Annotated in this window: 19 protein-coding genes and 1 pseudogene; 9 read left to right on the top strand and 11 right to left on the bottom strand. The window is 71.2% G+C overall.

The features are described from left to right. Together NBZ85_RS12220 and NBZ85_RS12215 are read right to left on the bottom strand one after the other, a co-directional pair. Nucleotides 1–1,408, bottom strand: a 1,408-nt coding sequence (locus NBZ85_RS12220) for a HelD family protein (protein WP_261561957.1), incomplete at its 3' end; no start/stop codon positions are given. 223 nt (nucleotides 1,409–1,631) lie between these two features. Beyond that, entirely contained in the window at nucleotides 1,632–1,796 is a 165-nt protein-coding gene (locus NBZ85_RS12215) for a hypothetical protein (protein WP_261555081.1), read from the bottom strand. A gap of 642 nt (nucleotides 1,797–2,438) precedes the next feature. Between NBZ85_RS12215 and NBZ85_RS12210 the strand changes: the two genes are divergently transcribed. Next, the gene (locus tag NBZ85_RS12210) at nucleotides 2,439–4,355 is read left to right on the top strand and encodes an ABC transporter ATP-binding protein (RefSeq protein ID WP_261561956.1); all 1,917 of its coding nucleotides are present in this window, start codon (nucleotides 2,439–2,441) and stop codon (nucleotides 4,353–4,355) included. Between the two features lie 658 nt (nucleotides 4,356–5,013). Here the strand turns inward: NBZ85_RS12210 and NBZ85_RS12205 are convergent. Genes NBZ85_RS12205 through NBZ85_RS12195 form a run of 3 tightly spaced genes read right to left on the bottom strand, consistent with a single transcriptional unit; the run spans nucleotide 5,014 to nucleotide 6,272 of the window. Next, complete coding sequence (locus NBZ85_RS12205) at nucleotides 5,014–5,451, bottom strand: SRPBCC family protein (RefSeq protein WP_261555083.1); 438 nt, start codon at nucleotides 5,449–5,451, stop codon at nucleotides 5,014–5,016. A 12-nt stretch (nucleotides 5,452–5,463) separates the two neighbouring features. Continuing rightward, the gene (locus NBZ85_RS12200) at nucleotides 5,464–5,808 is read right to left on the bottom strand and encodes an ArsR/SmtB family transcription factor (RefSeq protein ID WP_261555089.1); all 345 of its coding nucleotides are present in this window, start codon (nucleotides 5,806–5,808) and stop codon (nucleotides 5,464–5,466) included. Continuing rightward, nucleotides 5,805–6,272: an SRPBCC domain-containing protein gene (locus tag NBZ85_RS12195; protein WP_261555090.1), complete on the bottom strand. Its 468-nt coding sequence runs from the start codon at nucleotides 6,270–6,272 to the stop codon at nucleotides 5,805–5,807. The genes NBZ85_RS12200 and NBZ85_RS12195 overlap by 4 nt, the downstream gene beginning before the upstream one ends. On the opposite strand from NBZ85_RS12195, the pseudogene NBZ85_RS34030 reads away from it, so the two are divergent. Further along, nucleotides 6,187–6,636, top strand: a pseudogene (locus NBZ85_RS34030) (transposase); the annotation flags it as partial. The gene NBZ85_RS12195 and the pseudogene NBZ85_RS34030 overlap by 86 nt on opposite strands. A 368-nt stretch (nucleotides 6,637–7,004) precedes the next feature. Here NBZ85_RS34030 and NBZ85_RS12190 read toward each other — a convergent pair. Further along, nucleotides 7,005–7,955 (bottom strand): hypothetical protein, encoded by a 951-nt coding sequence (locus NBZ85_RS12190; RefSeq protein WP_261555092.1) that lies wholly within the window; start codon nucleotides 7,953–7,955, stop codon nucleotides 7,005–7,007. A 233-nt stretch (nucleotides 7,956–8,188) separates the two neighbouring features. Here NBZ85_RS12190 and NBZ85_RS12185 point away from each other — a divergent pair, with 233 nt between their 5' ends. Continuing rightward, the gene (locus NBZ85_RS12185) at nucleotides 8,189–8,752 is read left to right on the top strand and encodes a toll/interleukin-1 receptor domain-containing protein (RefSeq protein ID WP_261561955.1); all 564 of its coding nucleotides are present in this window, start codon (nucleotides 8,189–8,191) and stop codon (nucleotides 8,750–8,752) included. Nucleotides 8,753–9,050: 298 nt separating this feature from the next. Here the strand turns inward: NBZ85_RS12185 and NBZ85_RS12180 are convergent, their stop codons facing one another. Together NBZ85_RS12180 and NBZ85_RS12175 are read right to left on the bottom strand one after the other, a co-directional pair. Next, the gene (locus tag NBZ85_RS12180) at nucleotides 9,051–9,530 is read right to left on the bottom strand and encodes a cupin domain-containing protein (RefSeq protein WP_261555099.1); all 480 of its coding nucleotides are present in this window, start codon (nucleotides 9,528–9,530) and stop codon (nucleotides 9,051–9,053) included. Between the two features lie 67 nt (nucleotides 9,531–9,597). Beyond that, on the bottom strand, nucleotides 9,598–10,179 hold the full coding sequence (locus NBZ85_RS12175) for a CGNR zinc finger domain-containing protein (RefSeq protein ID WP_261555101.1): 582 nt from the start codon (nucleotides 10,177–10,179) through the stop codon (nucleotides 9,598–9,600). Nucleotides 10,180–10,979: 800 nt separating this feature from the next. Between NBZ85_RS12175 and NBZ85_RS12170 the strand changes: the two genes are divergently transcribed. Then, the gene (locus NBZ85_RS12170) at nucleotides 10,980–11,594 is read left to right on the top strand and encodes a nucleotidyltransferase domain-containing protein (protein WP_261555103.1); all 615 of its coding nucleotides are present in this window, start codon (nucleotides 10,980–10,982) and stop codon (nucleotides 11,592–11,594) included. A gap of 397 nt (nucleotides 11,595–11,991) precedes the next feature. Then, on the top strand, nucleotides 11,992–12,240 hold the full coding sequence (locus NBZ85_RS12165) for a hypothetical protein (protein WP_261555105.1): 249 nt from the start codon (nucleotides 11,992–11,994) through the stop codon (nucleotides 12,238–12,240). A 155-nt stretch (nucleotides 12,241–12,395) separates the two neighbouring features. On the opposite strand, the gene NBZ85_RS12160 is transcribed toward NBZ85_RS12165, so the two are convergent. Further along, nucleotides 12,396–13,154, bottom strand: coding sequence for an SDR family NAD(P)-dependent oxidoreductase (locus tag NBZ85_RS12160; RefSeq protein WP_261555107.1), 759 nt, complete (start codon nucleotides 13,152–13,154; stop codon nucleotides 12,396–12,398). 88 nt (nucleotides 13,155–13,242) lie between these two features. On the opposite strand from NBZ85_RS12160, the gene NBZ85_RS12155 reads away from it, so the two are divergent. Next, a complete protein-coding gene (locus NBZ85_RS12155; protein WP_261555109.1) occupies nucleotides 13,243–13,650 on the top strand; it encodes a TetR family transcriptional regulator C-terminal domain-containing protein in 408 nt (135 codons plus the stop codon). Here the strand turns inward: NBZ85_RS12155 and NBZ85_RS12150 are convergent. Further along, nucleotides 13,636–14,223: a DinB family protein gene (locus tag NBZ85_RS12150; protein ID WP_261561954.1), complete on the bottom strand. Its 588-nt coding sequence runs from the start codon at nucleotides 14,221–14,223 to the stop codon at nucleotides 13,636–13,638. The genes NBZ85_RS12155 and NBZ85_RS12150 overlap by 15 nt on opposite strands. A 140-nt stretch (nucleotides 14,224–14,363) precedes the next feature. Between NBZ85_RS12150 and NBZ85_RS12145 the strand changes: the two genes are divergently transcribed. Then, nucleotides 14,364–15,275, top strand: a complete 912-nt coding sequence (locus tag NBZ85_RS12145) for an enoyl-CoA hydratase-related protein (RefSeq protein ID WP_261555113.1) — start codon at nucleotides 14,364–14,366, stop codon at nucleotides 15,273–15,275. Between the two features lie 23 nt (nucleotides 15,276–15,298). Next, complete coding sequence (locus NBZ85_RS12140; RefSeq protein WP_261555122.1) at nucleotides 15,299–16,075, top strand: SDR family NAD(P)-dependent oxidoreductase; 777 nt, start codon at nucleotides 15,299–15,301, stop codon at nucleotides 16,073–16,075. 83 nt (nucleotides 16,076–16,158) lie between these two features. Here the strand turns inward: NBZ85_RS12140 and NBZ85_RS12135 are convergent, their stop codons facing one another. After that, the gene (locus NBZ85_RS12135) at nucleotides 16,159–16,962 is read right to left on the bottom strand and encodes an enoyl-CoA hydratase-related protein (protein ID WP_261555124.1); all 804 of its coding nucleotides are present in this window, start codon (nucleotides 16,960–16,962) and stop codon (nucleotides 16,159–16,161) included. Between the two features lie 148 nt (nucleotides 16,963–17,110). Between NBZ85_RS12135 and NBZ85_RS12130 the strand changes: the two genes are divergently transcribed. Next, nucleotides 17,111–17,989, top strand: coding sequence for a mycofactocin-coupled SDR family oxidoreductase (locus NBZ85_RS12130; protein ID WP_261555125.1), 879 nt, complete (start codon nucleotides 17,111–17,113; stop codon nucleotides 17,987–17,989). Nucleotides 17,990–18,203: the final 214 nt, after the last annotated feature.

Here is an 18,203-nt window from a genome sequence, read left to right as displayed (position 1 = left end):
CGCGTAGCCAGGCGTCGTCCGGGTTGGCGCGGTCCTCCGCCAGCGGCCGGTGCAGCAGGCGCCGTTCGGCGGCGGTCAGCTCCGGTGCCGCCGACGCGAGGGTGCCGGGGTCCGCGTACAGCTCGGCGACGAGCTGCTCGGGGCTCAACACCGGCCACAGCTCGTCCAGCGCCGTCCGCACGGCCGGATCGGCGCGCAGCTCCCGGCGCAGCTGGGCGAGGTCGTCGTCGTCGAGCAGGCTGGTGCCGCCGAAGCCGGCCGGAGCCAGCAGGTCGAGCGCCTCCGGGTCTGCCTCCAGCACCTGCGCGGTGATCGTCTCGGCGGCGTAGCCGTCGGCGACCTGACGGGCCAGCGCCTCGATCACGGCCCGCACGAAGATGGCCCTGGCCTGGTTGTGCAGCTCGCCGGACTCCCGGGCCAGCGCGCGGGCCCGGGCGCAGGTGCTGCGCTCGAGCATCAGCAGGCGCTCCTCGGTGTGGATCTCCAACGTCTGCCCGCGGGGCAGCCGCTGCCTGTCGCGGACCGCCGCGGCCAGGACGTCGGCCAGCACCGCCCGACCCTTGAGTTCGGCCAGCGCCGGCTCGTCGGACCGGTCCGCCGTCGCCGCCGGGTAGAGCGCCTCGACCGTCGCGCTGACCACGCTGGTCTCACCCAGCGACGGCAGCACGTTCTCGATGTAACGCAGGAATGTCGGGTGCGGCCCGACGACCAGCACGCCGCTGCGGGCGAGCCGGTCGCGGTGGGTGTAGAGCAGGTAGGCGGCGCGGTGCAGCGCGACCACGGTCTTACCGGTGCCCGGCCCGCCCTGGACGACGAGGATCCCACGCTGGTCCGAGCGGATGATCCGATCCTGCTCGGCCTGAATGGTCTCGACGATGTCGCTCATCCGGCCGGTGCGTGCGGCGTTGAGGGTGGCGAACAGCGCCGGCTCGCCGACCAGCTCGTCGGCGGCGCCGAGCTCGGCGAGCTCGGCGAACTCGAAGACGTCGTCGTCGAGGCCGGTCACCTCGCGGCGCCGCGTCGTGATGTGCCGGCGCCGGCGGACGCCGAGGCGCGACGCCCCGGTCGCCGCGTAGAACGGCCGGGCGGCCGGGGTCCGCCAGTCGATCAGCAGGGGCTCGTAGTCCGCGTCCTCGTCGAAGATGCCCATCCGGCCGACGTAGCGCCGCTCGCCGCCGTCGAAGTCCAGCCGGCCGAAGCACAGGCCGTTCTCGGCGGCGGTGATCCGGGCCAGCGTGGCCGTGCAGTCGGCGCTGGCCGCATCCCGCTCGAACCGGGCTCGCGGCAGGCTCTCGGAGTGCCGGAGAACACCGCGCAGCCGGGTCGCGGTGCGCCGACGAAGCCCGTCGAGCCGATCGTAGAGAGCGGAGACGTACGCCTGCTCGGATTCAACGTCATCTGTTGACAAACCGGCCCCATCCCTGCTATTGTTAACCGCGCGTAAATCAATTACACCGGCTGTCTCTGATGAAGTCTAGCCAGCTGGCATCAGGCCTCCACAATGGTGGCGGTCTGGCAGTCCCGAGCGGGCGACCGAAAGTCGCCGCCGGTCAATCCTCCTGCATCTTCTCCCACCGGCAAATCCACGGGTGAATGCCCGTGGGCCGTCCACTCCTGGTCCGTGCCGTCGTTCATGCCCGGCCGAACCGGGCCGCCACGAAGGCGTCCTCGAGACAGAGCCCTGCGCAACCGGCGGGGTCGCGTTCGGCCAGTTCCGGAACGGGCCGCGGCTCCACGAGCCGCTCGAGCCGGAAGCCCGCGGTGAGGACCTCGTCGAGCAGCGTACCGAGAGGCATGCGCCAGATCGGCAGTTGCCCGTTCGGGGTATCGGCCCTGAGATGCGGGCCAGCCCGACGTAACGGCCACCGAGTGCCTGGCGCAGCCGCTCATTGGTTCTTTTCCGGTGTTCGATGACCGGGTGTGATGTTTGGGCACCCGGCTGCGGTGCGTTCTGCACGGTCTGCGCTCTGCGGATCGTGCGCATCGCACTGCGCAACACCGCTGCGAGCCCTCGTGCGCGGTGCTCGGCCCCCGTGCGCGGCACGATCCGCGGGCTGACCGCCACAAGCCGCCACAAGCCGCTCGGACGGCCGCGGGACGGGGCGACGGCCCGTACGCCGGCGGCGGATGCAGGGAGAAGGATGGAGAAGGCGGGAGAGAAACTCGGGAGGGGCTGCACCAGATAGCGTGCCGGGCCCCCGCAAGCGCGCCGATCCCTTCAAAAGCGGAGGTGGTTGCGCAGCGGAACCGCGACGCTCGGCGTTGTGGAACCCGCACCAGCCGATGACAGCACCGTGCCCGCACAACGGCAGGCGCCGCCGGCACCTGCCCCACCCCAGGTATCGGCACCGGCATCAGCCGTCGGGCGGGACTCGGTCCTCACTTACGGCAAGGAGGACGACGACGGTGTCCGGCCGTGGGCGCGCCACGACCGGACGATGGCGCAGACCGGCATGCGAACGATGGCCCGGCAGCTGCCCGGACTGTTGCGGCTCGCCTGGTCGCTGGCCTGGGAGGCCGATCGGCGCGGCCTCGTCGTCATGGTCGTCCTGCGGGTGCTCGCCGGCGTGATCGAGGCGGCCGGCCTGCTCGCGGTCGCCGGCGTGCTGACCGCCGTGCTGCGCGACGGCCCGACGCCGCAGCGGCTGCACGACGCCCTGCCAGCCCTCGTCCTCGTCGTCGCCGCCGGAACGCTGCGCAGCGGCCTGGCGGCGGCGACCAACCTGGTGCGGGTCCGCCTGGGCCCCCGGGTGGACCGGGTCTGCCACGTCCGGCTGCTCGACCTGGCCACCCGCACGTCGATCATGGCCTTCGACGATCCGCGCTTCGTCGACGACCTTGACGCCGCGGAGCGGGGCGCCGCCAGCGGGCGCCAGCTCGTCGACAACGCGATCGAGATGCTGACGTCCGCCGTCCATATCGCCGCCGCGGGAGGTGTGCTGGGCGTGCTGCACCCGGTGCTGCTGCCCCTGCTGGTGCTGTCGATCCTGCCGGACGGCTGGGCGTCGATGCGCTCGGCTCGGCTCGCCCACGCCTCCTGGCTGGGCCGGCTGCGCCAGGTCCGGCGCCAGTACATGCTCCGGTACCACATGACCGCGCGGGAGTGTGCCGCGGAGATCCGCTCGTTCGGGCTCGGTCGTTTCCTGCTCGACGAGTACACGATCCTTGCCCGCGAGCAGGAGGCCGAGCAGGTCCGCGTGGGCCGCGGACAGGCGCGGTACCGGCTGACCGGGGAGGCGGTGTCCGGGCTCGCCCTCGGCGTCGTCTACGGGACGCTGATCCTGTTGCTCAACGCCGGGGTGATGCCACTGGCCGCCGGCGGCACCGCGGTGCTCGCGATCCGCACCGGCCGCAGCGCACTCGCCTCGGCGCTGACCACCCTCAACACCGCGTACGAGAACTTCCTCTACTTCGATGAGTATCGCGCCTGGATCGCGCAGGCCAGCGGGCTGGTGCCCGAGCCGCGCGACCATGCGGCGCCGCCGCGGCCGGCGGTCGTCCGGGCCGAGAACGTCGCCTACACCTACCCGCGCACCGACACCCCGGCCCTGCGCGGCGTCACCGTCGAGCTGCGCCGCGGCGAGGTCGTCGCCTTCGTCGGGGTGAACGGCAGCGGCAAGTCGACCCTGGCGAAGATCCTCGCCGGCCTGTACGAGCCGGACGCCGGGACCGTGAGCTGGGACGGCGTCGACCTCGCCGGCGTCGACCCGGACAGCGTCCGGGAGAGCATCTCCGTGATCCCGCAGGACTACACGCAGTGGCCGATGTCGGCCCGGCTCAACATCGCCGTCGGCCGGATCGGCCGGCTCGCCACGGACGGCCCGGACAGCGTCATCCCCGCGGCCCGCGCCACCGAGGCCGACGAGGTGATCGAGAAGCTTCCGCACGGCTACGACACCTCGCTGGCCCGCCAGTACAACTCCGGCCACGACCTCTCCGGCGGCCAGTGGCAGCGGATCGCCTGCGCGCGGGCGGTCTACCGGGACGCCCCGTTCCTCATCGCCGACGAGCCGTCCGCCGCTCTCGACGCCCGCGCCGAACAGACCCTGTTCACCCTCATCCGCGAGCTGGGCCGCGACCGCACGGTCCTGCTCATCACCCACCGCCTGGCCAGCGTTCGCACCGCCGACCGCATCTACGTCCTCGACGCCGGCCTCGTCGCCGACCAGGGCAACCACGCCGAGCTGATGTCCCGCCCCGGCATCTACCGCGAACTGTTCACCCTCCAGGCCAGCCAGTACGTCGACGCCGACCCCGTCGACACCGACCCCGTGGACACCGACCCCGTGGACGCCGACCCCGTGGACGCCGACGCCAATGTCGACGCGGCCGAGACCGGGACCGGGGCGACATGAGGCCCACTGCGTGACGCCTTCGACGCCACCCGGTGACGACCCGCCACGGGCACCTAGCCGGGGTTCGGACTCACTCGTTCCAGGACGCGTATCTGGTCATGATCAGAGAATGGTGCGCGCGAGCTCCGTGATCCTCGACGATCATGGCTTTCCGCGCACCTCGCACCTCGGTTGTGGTTGTGGTTGTGGTTTTGGTGATCTTGGTGTCCCACGGAACCGCGCCACGTGGGGGGCGGATCCCTGCCTCCCATGCGCCACAACCTGCCGCCCCCAGGGGTTGCGCCGGGAGTTGCTGGAGCCTGATGACGGTTCGCGGGCCCGCGAACCGCAATTAACCTCCAGCATCTGGGCCGACCGCTTTATGGGCCGACCGCTTTATAGGCAGGGCCTGCATCGACCGATCTTCAGGTGACCGGGTGGGCACGGGCATGAGTCGAGGGCGGGCGTGGTCTGTCGGCCCGGCGGCGGCACACCACCTCCGCGACCAGGAACGCGGACAGGGGAGTGTAAGGCGACGCCGAGCGGGGTCTCGTAGGGCAGCATCGGCTCGTCGAACTCGAACGAGAGCAGCACCCGCCCGGCCATGTCCTCGAAGTGCTCGATCGGCGCGTCGACGAAGACCGACTCGGAGAGCGACCGAGAGAGGGAGTAGGCGGTGTCAGTGCCAGTTGCTGATCTGGACGTCGTGCGGATGGGGGGCTCCTGTCCCGGTCTCGACCAGGGCCTTGAGGCTCATCAGGAAGATCGCCCACTTGGTGCTGCAATGGTTCATGAATTCAACCGGCTCACGCCAGCCGGTGTGCGCGAACAGGACGATCGTCCACTCACCGTCCTGTGTCAGGTCAAAGCTCACCCTGGTCCCGATCCATTCGGCTGGCCCGTCGATGACCTCCCACCGCACACGCTTGCCCGGCTGCCGGTCGAGGACCTTCATATCGAACCCGCCGACCTCGCCGAAGCGGAAGATGAGCGTGCTGTCGCCGTCCCCGGTGGTGTCGCTCGTCCACCATCCGGCCAGACCGTCGACCGTTGTAAGCGCTTCGTAGACCTTCTCCGGCGTCGCCTTAATACCTACTCGGTGCAGGATGTCCACCATGTCGATCTCCCCTTACCTGCTCTTGTTCCTGGCTTGTTGGATCGCCTCGGCGAGGCTCTTGATGCGGCGCAGGCGGGCATTCCATAGCGCGCCGACGGAGTTCAGTTGGGCGACGGCGCGGGCCAGCTGCGCCTCGTCCACGTGGTAGCGCTTTTCCCGTCCGGCCGGGGTCGAACGGACGAGGCCCACCCGGTCGAGCACGACGAGATGCTTGGTGACCGCCTGGCGCGTCACCGGCAGGTGCGCGCTGAGCGTGGTGGCCGTCCCCGGCCCCTCGGCCAGCAGCAGGTCGAGCATGCGCCGCCGGGTCGGGTCCCCGATCGCGGACCAGAGGTGGTCGTCGACGACGGTGCTCATGACGTGGTCGCCAGCCGGTTCGCGGCCCCGGCCAGGCGCGGCAGGTAGAAGTCCCAGCCCTGCCGGTGGTCGTTGTAGTGCGCCTCCAGCACCGCCGCCTCCCAGCCCCGCTCGCGGTAGCCGGTCTCGCTGAATCGGACTGTGGTCCCCTCCCCCGACGGGATGAGCTCGAAGGTCACCAACAGCGAGTTGCCCGGGCCCGTGGCCTCGTCCTCGTCCTCGTACGTCCAGCGGAACGAGAAGCGCCGCGGCGGGTCGACCTCGACCACGGTGAACGGTGTGGACTTTGCCTGGCCGGTGTCCTTGTCCGTCCACGTGAGCCGGCTCGCCGTGCCGGCGACCGGTTCGAACTCGGTCTCGGCGCTCCACCAGTCCCGGATGTGCTCCGGGACGCTCAGTACCTCGAAGACGACCTCGGGCGGTGCGTCGACGTGCAGTTCACGCTCGATGCTTCCGTACTCCATGCCGTCCCACCTTCTGCAACGTTCGGTTGCACATCAAGGTAGGCCCCACAACGGCAATGCGCAACCCTTAGTTGCGCCTTCGGCCCACCTGGATCTAGGCGGTTTCTCGTGGATGTTGGTGGCTCGGCAATGTCTACGTTCCGTGGTCGGGCGAGGTGAGGTCACGGACCGGGTGTGGGCGCGCATTGAGCCGCTGCTGCCCAGGATGGGTGGTCGTGGTGGCCGGTGGGCGGGCCACCGTCCGGCGATCAACGGGATTCTCTGGCGGGAACGGACCGGAGCGCCCTGGCCGGACATGTCGTCCCGCTACGAGGAGTGGCGGAGAGTGTGCAACGGGTTTCGTCGCTGGCCGTTGGACGGCACCTGGGAACGGATCCCCGACCATGTCGTGGTCAAGAACGACGCGGTCGGTGACGTGGAATGGACCGTCAGCGTGGACTCGACGATCGTGCGGGCCCATCAGCACGCCGCCGGAGCCGGGGCCGGGGCGCATGGTGCGGTTCCGCGGAACACCAAGATCGCCGGGATTGTTGGCCCGGATGGAGCTGTGCGTCGGCCTGCCGGCGCTGCTGCGCTGGTTTCCGGGGTTTGCGCTCGCCGTGCCGTACGAGGAGGTCGAGTTCCTCCGCACTCCGTGGTGGTGAATGGCCTGCGGTCGTTGCCGATGACCTGGCGAATTGCGCCCGGCGGCGGGTCGGGCCTCGGGGCGCCCGCCGGCTCGGGCCGGGGCGGTCAGCCGGTGCAGACGCTGTCCGGGTGGCCGAAGCCCGGGGCGGCCAGGTCGAAGTCGACGACGTTGTTCGGCCCGCGCACACCGTGGCGGTCCAGGACGCAACTGCGGTGGGTCGCGGTGTCGGTGACGGTGATCCGCTGGTCTCCGGCGTAGAGCGGGCTGGAGATCCAGGTGGGCGCCCCGCTGCCGGTCTGGACGGCGAACGAGGAGATCGGATAGCCCGTCGACGAACGGGCCTCTCCGCCGAAGATCACAACCTTCGCCCGGCCCGGGGAGGGTGCCCGCCCGCCGACCGTCATCCGGCCACCGAGGCGGGCGGTGCCCGGGTCGGCGAGCGTGGTCAGCGCGATCCGGCCCACGGCGGTGGAGTAGGCCCAGCCGTTGGCGCGATGGGTGAAGCGGTCGATGTAGAAGCGGGAATGGACGTAGTCGCCGTCGCGGCGCAGCTCCGGGTAGAACTCGAACGACAGCCCCGAGGTGCGCGACCCCCAGCCGGTCGGCAGGCCGCCGCCACGGACCAGATCGGGCTGGGCGTTGCCCATGAAGTAGCCGTTAGGGAAGACCAGCCCGCCGCCGGCCGGGAACCGGGTGTAGGTGGCGTAGCTGCCCCGCTCCTGGCAGGCGTTGACGAAGGTGTCCCCGGTCCGGGCGAGCGGGTCGTAGTGCTGGCAGGGCAGGTAGGGCCGGGCGGTCGAGCCGAGGACCAGGTCGACGCCGACCGCGCCGCCGATCGGGACGGGCCCGCCGCGCCGGTCGGTGAACCCCTCGAACGGTACGGCGACGCCGTTGCCCCGACTGGCGTCGCCGGCGAACTGGACGGTGTCCGCGGCCCGCGCCACTCCCGGCTGCGCGACGACGAGGGTGAGCAACCCTGCCACGAGCAGCGAGATCCGCCGCCATGAGCCGGCCACCGCGGCGAGTACCGCGCCCTGGAACTGTTTCGCCGTCATCGTGTCCGCCCCCGTCCATACGGCCCGGGTGGGCCGCCATTGTCACAGGAAATCGGGGCCGAGCGTCCAGGTGGTGGCGTTTCGCCCAACTGACACGCAATCGTTGTCGTGGCGTCACATGAGCTGTGGTGCCGACGCGGCGCAGCCGCAGCCGCGGAGTTCCCTGTCGCGTCGGGCCGGTCGCGCCTGCGCCAGCGTCCCGGGTTGGTGACTTGTCGTGGCAAGATGCGGTGGTGGGTGTGCCTGGGCGCGGCGGTGAGCGGTCGTCCGGTGTGGACGAGGTGGACGAGGATTCGACCGGATCCGCAGCGCGATGGGACTTCTTCATCTCCTACACCGCCGCCGACCGGACCTGGGCGGAGTGGATCGCCTGGCACCTCGAGGTCGCGGGGTACACAGTGCTGGTGCAGGCCTGGGACTTCGTCCCCGGCAGCCACTGGATGTCCCACATGGACGAGGGCATTCGCAGCTCCGCCCGCACCCTGGCGGTGCTGTCCCGCGCCTACCTGCGTTCGGTCTACGGGCAGGCCGAATGGGAGGGGGCGTACCGGGCGGACCCGACCGGTTTCGCCCGCCGACTGATCCCGGTTCGCGTGGAGGACTGCCCCCGGCCCGGACTGCTGGGCGGCGTGGTGTCGTTCGACCTGTTCGGCCTGGTCGCCGACGAGGCGCGTCAACGCCTGCTCACGCAGATCGCGGTGATCCGCCGCGGCCGGGCCAAGCCCGTGGCGGAGCCGCCGTTCCCCGGCCCCGCGTCCGCCGCCGATCCGCCGCAGGCGAGGCGCCCCCCCCGGTGAACGGCAAGCCAGACAGGTCCCTGTCCCAGGGACCGTCGAGGCAGCCACCAGAAACCAAGCGTTGATCCCGCTTGATCCGACGTTCGGCAGTCCTACCAATTCCTAGCGGTTGCGTCGGCAGGTGCTGGAGGCTGATGACGGTTGCGGGCAGGCGAACCGGGATTAACCTCCAGCATCTGCTGACCGTCATGCGGGCTGGCACGGATCGACCCTTGTATCTCTTTGCGGCGTGCGCTTGGAGTAGTTGTGGGTAACTATGGTCAGGGAGAGGACGGCGCCGGGTGAGGTGAGCGCCGGGTCAGTAGGTGTGCCAGTCCCGGTTGGCCGGGCCGATATTGCCAGTGGCGACGGGGCCGACCCAGCGCAGGTCGGGAAGGTTGACGACGATCGCCTCCTGGGTGGTCCGGGCGATGACGACGATCGCCTCCTCGTCGGGGTCCGGATTCTCCTCGCGGTGCGGCACCCACGGCGGCACGTAGATGTAGTCGCCGGGGCTCGTGTCGAGGCGGATCTCCTCCTCGTGCTCCAGGAACACGAAGCTGGGATGGCCGGAGACGACGTAGATGCCGGTCTCGGACCGGCCATGATGATGGTCCGCGGACTTCGTCGCCGCGGCGACGTGGGTCTGGCCCATCCACAGGTCGACGGAGCCGACCGTCTTGCCGGACAGCGCCTCGACGCGGCTCATCCCGGCGGTCTGTGTGGTCTGGACAGACAGCCCGGCGGGCGTCACCCGGTGCAGCCGCTGGTGGAAGCCATCTGCCGGCGGCGTGGCCATAGGGAACCTCCAGGATGTCGCGGGGGGCCCGGAGCGGGCGAGCGCAGTGGTGGGCACAGTGGCGGGCTCAGGGCCGGGAACGGGTGGCGACTCGCCGGCGGTAGTTCGCCGCGGCGGCCTTCTCGCCGCAGCGGCGCATCGAACACCAACGCCGCCGCCCGGACGGGGAACGATCGTAGAACAGCGTCGCGCAGCCGTCGCTGTCGCAGGCCCGGATCCGGCCGAGATCCGGGCCGGCGAGCAGGTTGATCGCGTCGCGGGCGATGACGGACAGCGCGGCGGCAGCGTCGGGTTCGGCGACCGCGGCCCGCGTCCGGCCACCCGGGCCGAGCAGGAACACCGGCGTGGGATGCCGACCGATCGTATTGATCAGTCGGATGTCCTCGGTGGCGGGCGGAGCGCCGGCGATCAGGCTCCGGGTCGTGTCGTTGACCGCGGCCCGTAAAGCGCGTGCGTCGAGCAGGTCCTGCTCGGTGAGGCCGCCGGCCGCGGCGGGCAGGCCCTCCGCCTCGAACCAGCCGGTGAGCTCCGCCGGAGTGCCGAGCAGCTCGATGCGCCGCTCGGGCCAGTCGCGCACGGTAGCGACGAAGTCCAGACAGAGGCTGCCCGCGCTGTGGTCGAACTCCGTCATCGCACCGGCCTCGCGCACGGGACGACCTCCTCGGACAGCGATGCCTGCGGGCAGGGCCACGGCGGGAGAGCCCGCCTCCGTCATGCCATCAAGGATTGACGAACCATGGCGTATTGGACGTTAGCACGAAATCACAGGGAGATCTCGGCTGATAACGATGCAAGCGTCACTGGTTGATACCTGCACGCCTGCGTGTCGGCGAGTCCCGCGCGGACGCGGCTGAGCACGCCGTCGACCTGATCGACCGGGCCGGCCACGCGGCCACTACGAGGGTGGCCTACGGAGTAGGGATGAACAGGGTTCCGCCGGTCCAACCCGCGTGAGGCGGCGAGGAGATGGTGTGGGGGATGTTGGTCAGGTCGCCGGGATCGACCGTCCAGGTGGATGTGGTCGTCGCGGACGGGCTCGGGGCTCCGCTCCCGCCGCACGGAACGGGTGGGTACGCGCACGGGGGTCCGGCGAGAGCCGGCACGATGGGCGCCGGGAACGGGCGTCCGTTCTCCTGCGCGGTGCTGACCTGTGAGTCGCCGTCGGGTGCTTCCCGCGCTGAACAGGAGATCGTCGCGAGGACTTTCCGGCCACGACGATGCCGGAGCCGATCCGTGACGATGTCCTCGACGCGGACCGTACCTCGCGTTGCAAACAGTTACCTTATTTTGAGAAGTTATGCGATTCTGGTACCGATCATGACATTGTTTCCGCTCCCGGTGCTCGTCACGAATACCTGACCCGGCATCGGAACGCCTCGTTGTCGACACGAACGGTGCGAAATCGGGCGTTGCGGGTGGAGGGTATGGGAGGCGGGCGACAATCGGCGGATGGTGGCCGACAGTCGGTACGGGCGGTGGGCGCCCGCGGAGCCGGGTGAGGTGGCCGCGCTGTTCGCGGATCTCGCCGGGCCGTGGTGGGTCGCGGGTGGATACGCGATCGCCTGTGCGGTCGGGCGGTGCTTTCGTGCGCACGACGACATCGATGTTGCGGTCCTTCGCCGCGATCAACTGGCCGTACAGTGGGTCCTGGCCGGTTGGGAATGGTGGGCGGCGGACCCGCCCGGGGTGCTGCGCCGGTGGCGGCCAGGAGAACTGTTACCGTTCGGCGTGCACGACATCTGGTGCCGACCCGGGCCGGCTCGGCCGTGGCGGATCCAGGTGATGCTGGAGGAGGCCCGGGGCGGTCAGTGGGAATGCCGGCGCGATCCTCGGGTCCGGCGTCCGATCGCGACGCTGGGAAACGTCACCTCGGACGGCATCCCCCATCTCGCCCCCGAGGTGCAGCTGCTCTACAAGGCGGCGTCACCGCGGCCGAAGGACGAGCTTGACCTGGTAGCGGCACTGCCGGTCCTCACCGCAACGCAGCGCCGATGGCTCGCCGACGCGCTCACCCTCGCGCATCCCGGGCATCCATGGTGCGACCGGCTTTCGCCATCACGGTAGGAGGCGCACGGACGGGCCGGTGGCACGTCTGTAGGAGCGTCCGTGGGAGCAGTGCACGAATCTGGCCGTCGGCGCGGCCGTGGGCCCATGGACGCTGCCGGTTGTGGGCCACCGATGCCGCCCCGCCGCGTCGGTATGCCGCCGTGTCGAAGCGGGAATTGTGACCCGCGCGACGCGGATTCATTGCCCCTGCCTTAATGGGTGTGATCGGCGTTACGAATCGCGGCGAATGTGAGCGCCATTACTGTGGGCTGGGTCATATCGGCTGGACGGCGATGTCGATTGCGGTCCGGATCACGTCGACAGTGCTGTCGAAAGTGGTGGGGTGAGTGCACAATGGATACCGGAGGGCGACAGTGGCCCGCCCTCCCGGCGCAATAACTTCAAGGAGTTCTTCATGCGTACCCAGAATTCCGTTGCTTCCTCCCTGCTGACGACGCTCACCTCCCATCGCGCCGCCCGGGCCCAGCGCCGCGAACTGGCGATGCTGCTTTCCGACCCCGAGCTCTCGCCGTCCGCCCGCCAGGAGATGGTGGCGATCCTCGCCCGCGACGAGGACGTTCCGGCTTCCGTCGGCGTTCCGGCGCAGCGTCGCGGTGGGGCGTCTCGCGAGCACGCCGACGCGGGGTCGTTCCGCTCCGCCTGAGAAGTCCGGGTGGCCTCGTCAAGGCCGACTTCCAGCCGTGACCCGCGGCATCACAAAGCCTCCGTGGATTTTCTCCGCCGCGGAGGCTTTCTCCTTCTCGGGTCCGACCTCATCGTGGCGGGGCCGGCGGACCCGAACCCCAGCGGTTCACGTCGTCAGATGGCTGACCAACCGCCGTCGACGCTCAGCGTGGCTCCGTGAATGTTGGCGGCGTCGTCGCCGGCGAGGAACACGACCGCTCGGCCGATCTCCGCGGGCTTACTGAACCGCCGCGACGGAATCCGTGCGGTCAGCGGCGCGAGGTGGTCGGCGTACTGCTCGACGCGGCGGGTGAGAGTGGGACCGGGGGCGATGGTGTTCACCCGGACGCCTGCCGGGCCGTACTCGTCGGCCCACGACTTCGTCAGCGAGTGCACGGCCGCCTTCGTCGCGCTGTACAGGGCCGACCCGCCCATCCCGATCAGGCCGTTGATGGAGCCGATGTTGATGACGGCGCCGCTGCCGCGCGCCGCCATGGCGGGTGCGACGACACCGGTGAGCAGGAACGTCGCCGTGACGTTGATGGCGAGCGCGGCGTTGATGAACGCCTCGTCCACCTCCGCCGTGGGCGCCGGCGAGATGATCATCGCCGCATTGTTGACCAGGATGTCCGGCACACCGCCGACGGCGGCGTTGGCGGCATCGGCCAGCGCCCGCACGGCGGTGGCGCCGGCGGAGAGGTCGGCGGGGACGAACGAGGCCCGCCCGCCGGCCGCGCCGATCGCACGGGTGACCTCGGCGCCGCGCCCGGCGTCGCGCCCGCTGACCACCACGTGGGCGCCGGCCGCGGCGAGCTCGGCCGCGATCGCGGCGCCGATGCCGTCGGTCGAGCCGGTGACGAGAGCGCTGCGTCCAGCCAGCGATGTGGTCGACATGGGGGTCCTTCCGGTGGTGGTTGCTTGAACGCTAAAGGTCGCGCGCGGCCCATACTTCCCGACCGGTAAGGAGGACCTGCTGCTGGCCGTGGCCCGGTTCGAAGCCGACCGTGTCCTCGCCGACCAGCAGCCCCAGCTCGGCGACCTCACCTCCTGGCCGGCGTGGCTCGTGTGGCGGGACAAGGTCGTCGCCCGCTACCGCGAGCAGGGGCGGCACTGCCCGCTGAGGGTGCTGGTGTCGCAGCTCGGGCGCAGCACCCCCGGCGCTCAGGCGGTCGTCGGGGAGCTGATGAACCGGTGGCAGGCGGAGATCGCCAGCGGCATCCGCGCGATGCGGCGGGCCGGCGAGATCTCCCCGCTGCTGACGGCCGAGCGGCAGGCCGCAGCGTTGATCGTCGGCATGCAGGGCGGCGTGCTCATGCTGCTGTCCACCGGCAGCACCACCCATCTGGAAGCGGCCCTGGACGTCGCCGTCGATGGGCTACGCCGTTGCTGACCCGCCTTCGGCGGCGGTGAGCGCGGCGGCGGTTCGCCGGATGTCGGCCAGGTGGTGAATCCCCTCGTGCAGCGCGTTGCGGAGCAGCCAGCGGGCGGTGCGTTCCTCGTCGGGTAGGCGCACCACCGTCCGTTCCCAGTCTCGCGGCGCGACCCGGCGGGCCTCGTCGAGCAGGCCCCACGCGTTGGCGGCGAGCTCGGCCAGCACCGCGGCCGGGTCGAGCTCGTTGTAGCGGAACCGGCGGGCGCGCAGGTCGTTGAGCATCGGCTCGACGACGGGCCGAGCCTCGGCGCGGGCCCGGTACAGGCGGATGGTGGAGGTCGCGAGGACGTCCCGCAGGTGGCAGGCGTATTCGAGCACGGACCACGTGCTGGGCGTGGGCCGTTGGCGCAGCAGGCCGGGGCCGGTGGCGGTGACGGCCTGCGCCACCCGCGTCGACAGCGTCGCGATCTCCGCCAGGACCCCCTCCACGGTGCGCGCCGGGTAGGAGAAACCGCAGTCGGCGCACTCGTGCATCTCGCCCACCAGCGCGGGCGGGCCGGTCGGGTGTCCCGCCGGCGGATGGCTGGTCATCGCGCGATCGTAGGCGGCCCAGGGGAGCCCAGGGGAACCTCGGTCGCTAAAGAATCTAGTGAATTTGGCGCATCGCTCGACACTGCGCCCGTCGACGGGAAATGCTGGCCCTCGCGCGAAAGCAGAGGTGGGAGGCAGCCGTGACGACGGAATCGACGACGACCGCGGGCGAGGCGGCGGACCGGCCGGTGGTGGCCGATGGGCCGGTGCTCCTCGACGTGGGCGACGACGGCGTCGGGGTGGTGACGCTGAACCGGCCGGAGCGGCGCAACGGCTGGAACCCCGAGATGGAGAACCGCTACTTCGACGTCCTCACGCAGGCCGACCGCGACCCGGCGATCCGCGCGCTGATCGTCACCGGCGCGGGAACGACGTTCTGCCCGGGGGTCGACACCGGCCGGCTCGGGCAGATCGCGGGCAAGCCGATGGACACCACCGGCCGCCGCTCGCCGGTGCGGGCCTGGTCGGTGCGCAAGCCGATGATTGCGGCGATCAACGGAGCCTGCGCGGGCATGGGCCTGGTGCAGGCGCTGCTGTGCGACGTGCGCTTCGCCGCCCGCGGCGCGCGCCTCACCACCGCCTTCGCCCGCCGGGGCCTGGCCGGCGAGTTCGGCATCACCTGGCTGCTGCCCCGCCTCATCGGCCAGGAGCGGGCCGCGGACCTGCTGCTGTCGGGCCGGGTGTTCGACGCCGACGAGGCCCGCGAGCTCGGCGTCGTCACCCGGGTGGTGGACCCCGCGCAGCTCCTGCCCGCCGCGCGCGCCTACGCCGCGGACATCGCGGCGAACTGCTCACCGGTGTCGCTGGCGCTGATCCGCCACCAGCTCCGCACCGACAGCACCGGCGAGCTCGACGCGGCGCTCGGCCGCACCTACCGGGCAATGGCCGCCGCCGCCGTCGGCCCGGACTTCCGCGAGGGCATCGACAGCTTCCTCGCGAAGCGCCCCCCGTCGTTCCCCCCGCTCGCCGACGACCTCGACCCGGCCGCGATCACCGGCGCCCCGCTGCCCGAGCTGGACTTCGACCCGTCGCGAGCCCTGGGCCGTTCCTGACCATCGCATGAAGGAGACCTCTGTTGACGGCAACGGTGCGCATCGACATGGTCGGTAAGGTCGCCCTGGTCACCGGCGGCGGTTACGGGATGGGACGGGCCTCGGCCCGGCGGTTCGCCGAATGCGGCGCGGCCGTGGTCGTCGCCGACATCAATCCGGACACGGGGCCGGAGACGGTCGAGCTGATCCGGGCGGCGGGTGGGCAGGCGACGTTCGTCCACGCCGATGTCGGCCAGCCGGACGCGGTGCGGGACATGGTCGACGTCACGGTCGCCACCTACGGCGGGCTGGACTACGCCCACAACAACGCCGGCATCGTCGAGTCCCAGGACCCGGTCGTCAGCTACCCCGAACAGCTCTGGGAGCGGATCCTGCGCACCAACCTGACCAGCGTCTTCCTCTGCCTGAAGTACGAGATCCCGCGGATGCTGGAGCGCGGCGGCGGGGCCATCGTCAACGTGGCCTCGGAGTCGACGTACAAGGGCAACGTCGCCGACATCGGGTACACGGCCAGCAAGCACGGCGTGGTGGGCCTGACCACGGCCGCCGCCCTGCAGTACGCCCGGCGCAACATCCGGGTCAACGCGGTCGCGCCCGGCAACGTCGAGACCGGCATCGTCGAGCGGGCCCGCCAGTACCTGACGCCGGAGCAGATGCGGGCGATGGAACTGGCCCAGCCGATCCGCCGGCTCAGCCGCCCCGAGGAGATCGCCGAGGTGGTCGTCTGGCTGTGCTCGGACGCCGCTGTGCTCGTCAACGCCGCGAAGATCGCCGCCGACACCGGCTGGCACGTCGCCTGACCGAGCGCCGGGCGCTGGGCGCCGGGCGCCGGGCGGCGCCGCCGAGTTGCTGCGGCGCCGCCCGGTGATACAGCGTCAGCGTGTCAGCGCCAGGTCCAGTGCGGCTCGCGCTTGTCCAGGTAGGCGCGGCGCGCCTCCCCGGCGTCGTCGAGCCGGCTGACCCGCGCGGTGTAGTCCTGTTCCAGCCGGTAGCCCTCATCGAGGGGCAGGTCCTCGACCCGGTTCATCGATTCCTTGGACAGCCGCAGCGCCAGCGGGCTCTTCGCCGCGACCTCCGCGGCCAAGGCGCGCGCCGTGGCGGCCAGTTCCGCACGGGGCACCAGCGCGGCGGCGGCGCCGAGCCGGTAGAACTCGGCGGCGGGCACGCGCCGGCCCGTGAGCGCCATCTCGCGGGTCTTCATCGGGCCGACGAGCCGCTGCACGTGCCGGGTGCCGCCGAGCACGCCCACGTCGATCTCGGGCAGGGAGAAGAACGCCTCCTCGGCGAGGACCACCAGGTCGCAGCAGCCAACCAGGGCGGCCCCGGCGCCGACGCACGCGCCGTTGACCGCCGCGACGACCGGCAGGCCGCCGTCCCGGATGCCGGCGAGGCAGCCGCGCACGACGGAGCCGGGATCGATGAGGTCGGTCAGGCTCTCCTCGGGCAGCAGCTCACGGCGGTTGTAACGGCGATCCGACTCGGTGATGTCGGCGCCGGCGCAGAAGATGCGCTCGAAGTCGGAGGCGAGGATCGCGACGGCGGCCTCGTTCCCCCGGCCGAGCTCGGTGAACACCTGCCCGATCTCGCGCATCATGGGCGCGCTCAGCGCGTTGCGCGGGGGGCGGGCGAGGGTGACCGTGGCGATGCGGTCAGCGATCTCGACCCGGACGAACTTGGGCTCTTCCACCGCCGGGGCTCCTTCAGGTGACGGATGAATAGATAAACGATATGACTATACGAGGGTGACGTGCGACACGGGCGGCCCGGCGACGACGCAAGCGGGAGGACATCATGACGATGGGACGCGCGGAGACGGCCTCGACGGAAGTGGCGCGATGACGGCGCCCACCGGCACGGGACCACTCGCGGGCACGGGACGACTCGCCGGCAAGGTCGCCTTCATCACCGGGATCGCCCGCGGGCAGGGCCGCTCCCACGCGATCGCGCTCGCCCGCGAGGGCGCCGACATCATCGGCATCGACCGGGCCGCCGATGTCGAGACAATGGGCTACCCGCTGGGCACCGCCGACGAGCTCGCCGAGACCGTCGGCCTCGTCGAGAAGACCGGCCGGCGGATCATCGCCCGCGTCGGCGACGTGCGCGACCGGGCGGCGATCGAGGATCTGCTCGCCACCGGCGTGCGCGAACTCGGTGGCCTGGACATCGTCGTGGCGAGTGCCGGGATCTCCCCACCCGCACGCCGGCTGTGGGAGATCCCGCCGCAGCAGTGGGACGACGTGATCGGGATCAACCTCACCGGCGTCTTCCACACCCTCGCCGCGTCCGTCCCGCACCTGCTCGCCGGGCGTAAGGGCGGCTCGATCATCGTGATCAGCTCGGGCGCGGCGCTCAACCGGGTGCCGAACCTGTCGGACTACGTCACCTCGAAGAACGGCGTGATCGGGATGGCGATGTCGCTGGCCAACGAGGTGGCGCACCGCCAGATCCGGGTGAACGTCATCGCGCCGGGCACCGTGGACACCCCGATGGTCACCGCCAACACCCAGCAGTTCCACCTGTTCCGCCCGGACCTGCCGAACCCGACGGTGGACGACTGCAAGGAGGGTTTCGCCGCGTCGATGCCGATGGGCCGGCCGTGGCTCGACCCCGAGGACATCTCCTCGGCCGTGGTGTTCCTGTCCAGCGACGAGGCCCGCTGGATCAGCGGCGTCGTCCTCCCCGTCGACCAGGGCAACACCAACCGCCGCTACTGATCCGCCGGACCTGGCCGCCCCCGGATCGCCCGGCTGGACCGCCACCCGGCCGGGCCGAGTGGGTCAGGCCAGGCTGGGGCGGGGGCTGGGGCCGCGCAGGCCCTCCAGCCGGGCGACGCGCCAGGACCAGGCGACGGTGATCGCCACCGCGGTCGCGGTCACGGTCATGCCGGTGACCCCGCGGATCGCCACGAACACGGCGGTGGACTGCGAT

This window comes from Frankia tisae (assembly GCF_025403405.1).
GTDB classification, from domain to species: Bacteria; Actinomycetota; Actinomycetes; order Frankiales; family Frankiaceae; genus Frankia; species Frankia tisai.
Note: the sequence above shows the minus strand (reverse complement) of the source record. Positions and strands in the feature narration are given on the sequence as shown.

What these genes read in the sequence shown, in the direction of transcription:
- NBZ85_RS12160 (WP_261555107.1), bottom strand. Translation starts at nt 13,154, where the DNA reads ATGTCGACCACATCGCTGGCTGGACGCAGCGCTCTCGTCACCGGCTCG.
- NBZ85_RS12180 (WP_261555099.1), bottom strand. Translation starts at nt 9,530, where the DNA reads ATGGCCACGCCGCCGGCAGATGGCTTCCACCAGCGGCTGCACCGGGTG.
- NBZ85_RS12190 (WP_261555092.1), bottom strand. Translation starts at nt 7,955, where the DNA reads ATGACGGCGAAACAGTTCCAGGGCGCGGTACTCGCCGCGGTGGCCGGC.
- NBZ85_RS12205 (WP_261555083.1), bottom strand. Translation starts at nt 5,451, where the DNA reads ATGGTGGACATCCTGCACCGAGTAGGTATTAAGGCGACGCCGGAGAAG.
- NBZ85_RS12150 (WP_261561954.1), bottom strand. Translation starts at nt 14,223, where the DNA reads ATGACCAGCCATCCGCCGGCGGGACACCCGACCGGCCCGCCCGCGCTG.
- NBZ85_RS12200 (WP_261555089.1), bottom strand. Translation starts at nt 5,808, where the DNA reads ATGAGCACCGTCGTCGACGACCACCTCTGGTCCGCGATCGGGGACCCG.
- NBZ85_RS12215 (WP_261555081.1), bottom strand. Translation starts at nt 1,796, where the DNA reads ATGCCTCTCGGTACGCTGCTCGACGAGGTCCTCACCGCGGGCTTCCGG.
- NBZ85_RS12170 (WP_261555103.1), top strand. Translation starts at nt 10,980, where the DNA reads ATGGTGGCCGACAGTCGGTACGGGCGGTGGGCGCCCGCGGAGCCGGGT.
- NBZ85_RS12210 (WP_261561956.1), top strand. Translation starts at nt 2,439, where the DNA reads ATGGCGCAGACCGGCATGCGAACGATGGCCCGGCAGCTGCCCGGACTG.
- NBZ85_RS12130 (WP_261555125.1), top strand. Translation starts at nt 17,111, where the DNA reads ATGACGGCGCCCACCGGCACGGGACCACTCGCGGGCACGGGACGACTC.
- NBZ85_RS12195 (WP_261555090.1), bottom strand. Translation starts at nt 6,272, where the DNA reads ATGGAGTACGGAAGCATCGAGCGTGAACTGCACGTCGACGCACCGCCC.
- NBZ85_RS12165 (WP_261555105.1), top strand. Translation starts at nt 11,992, where the DNA reads ATGCGTACCCAGAATTCCGTTGCTTCCTCCCTGCTGACGACGCTCACC.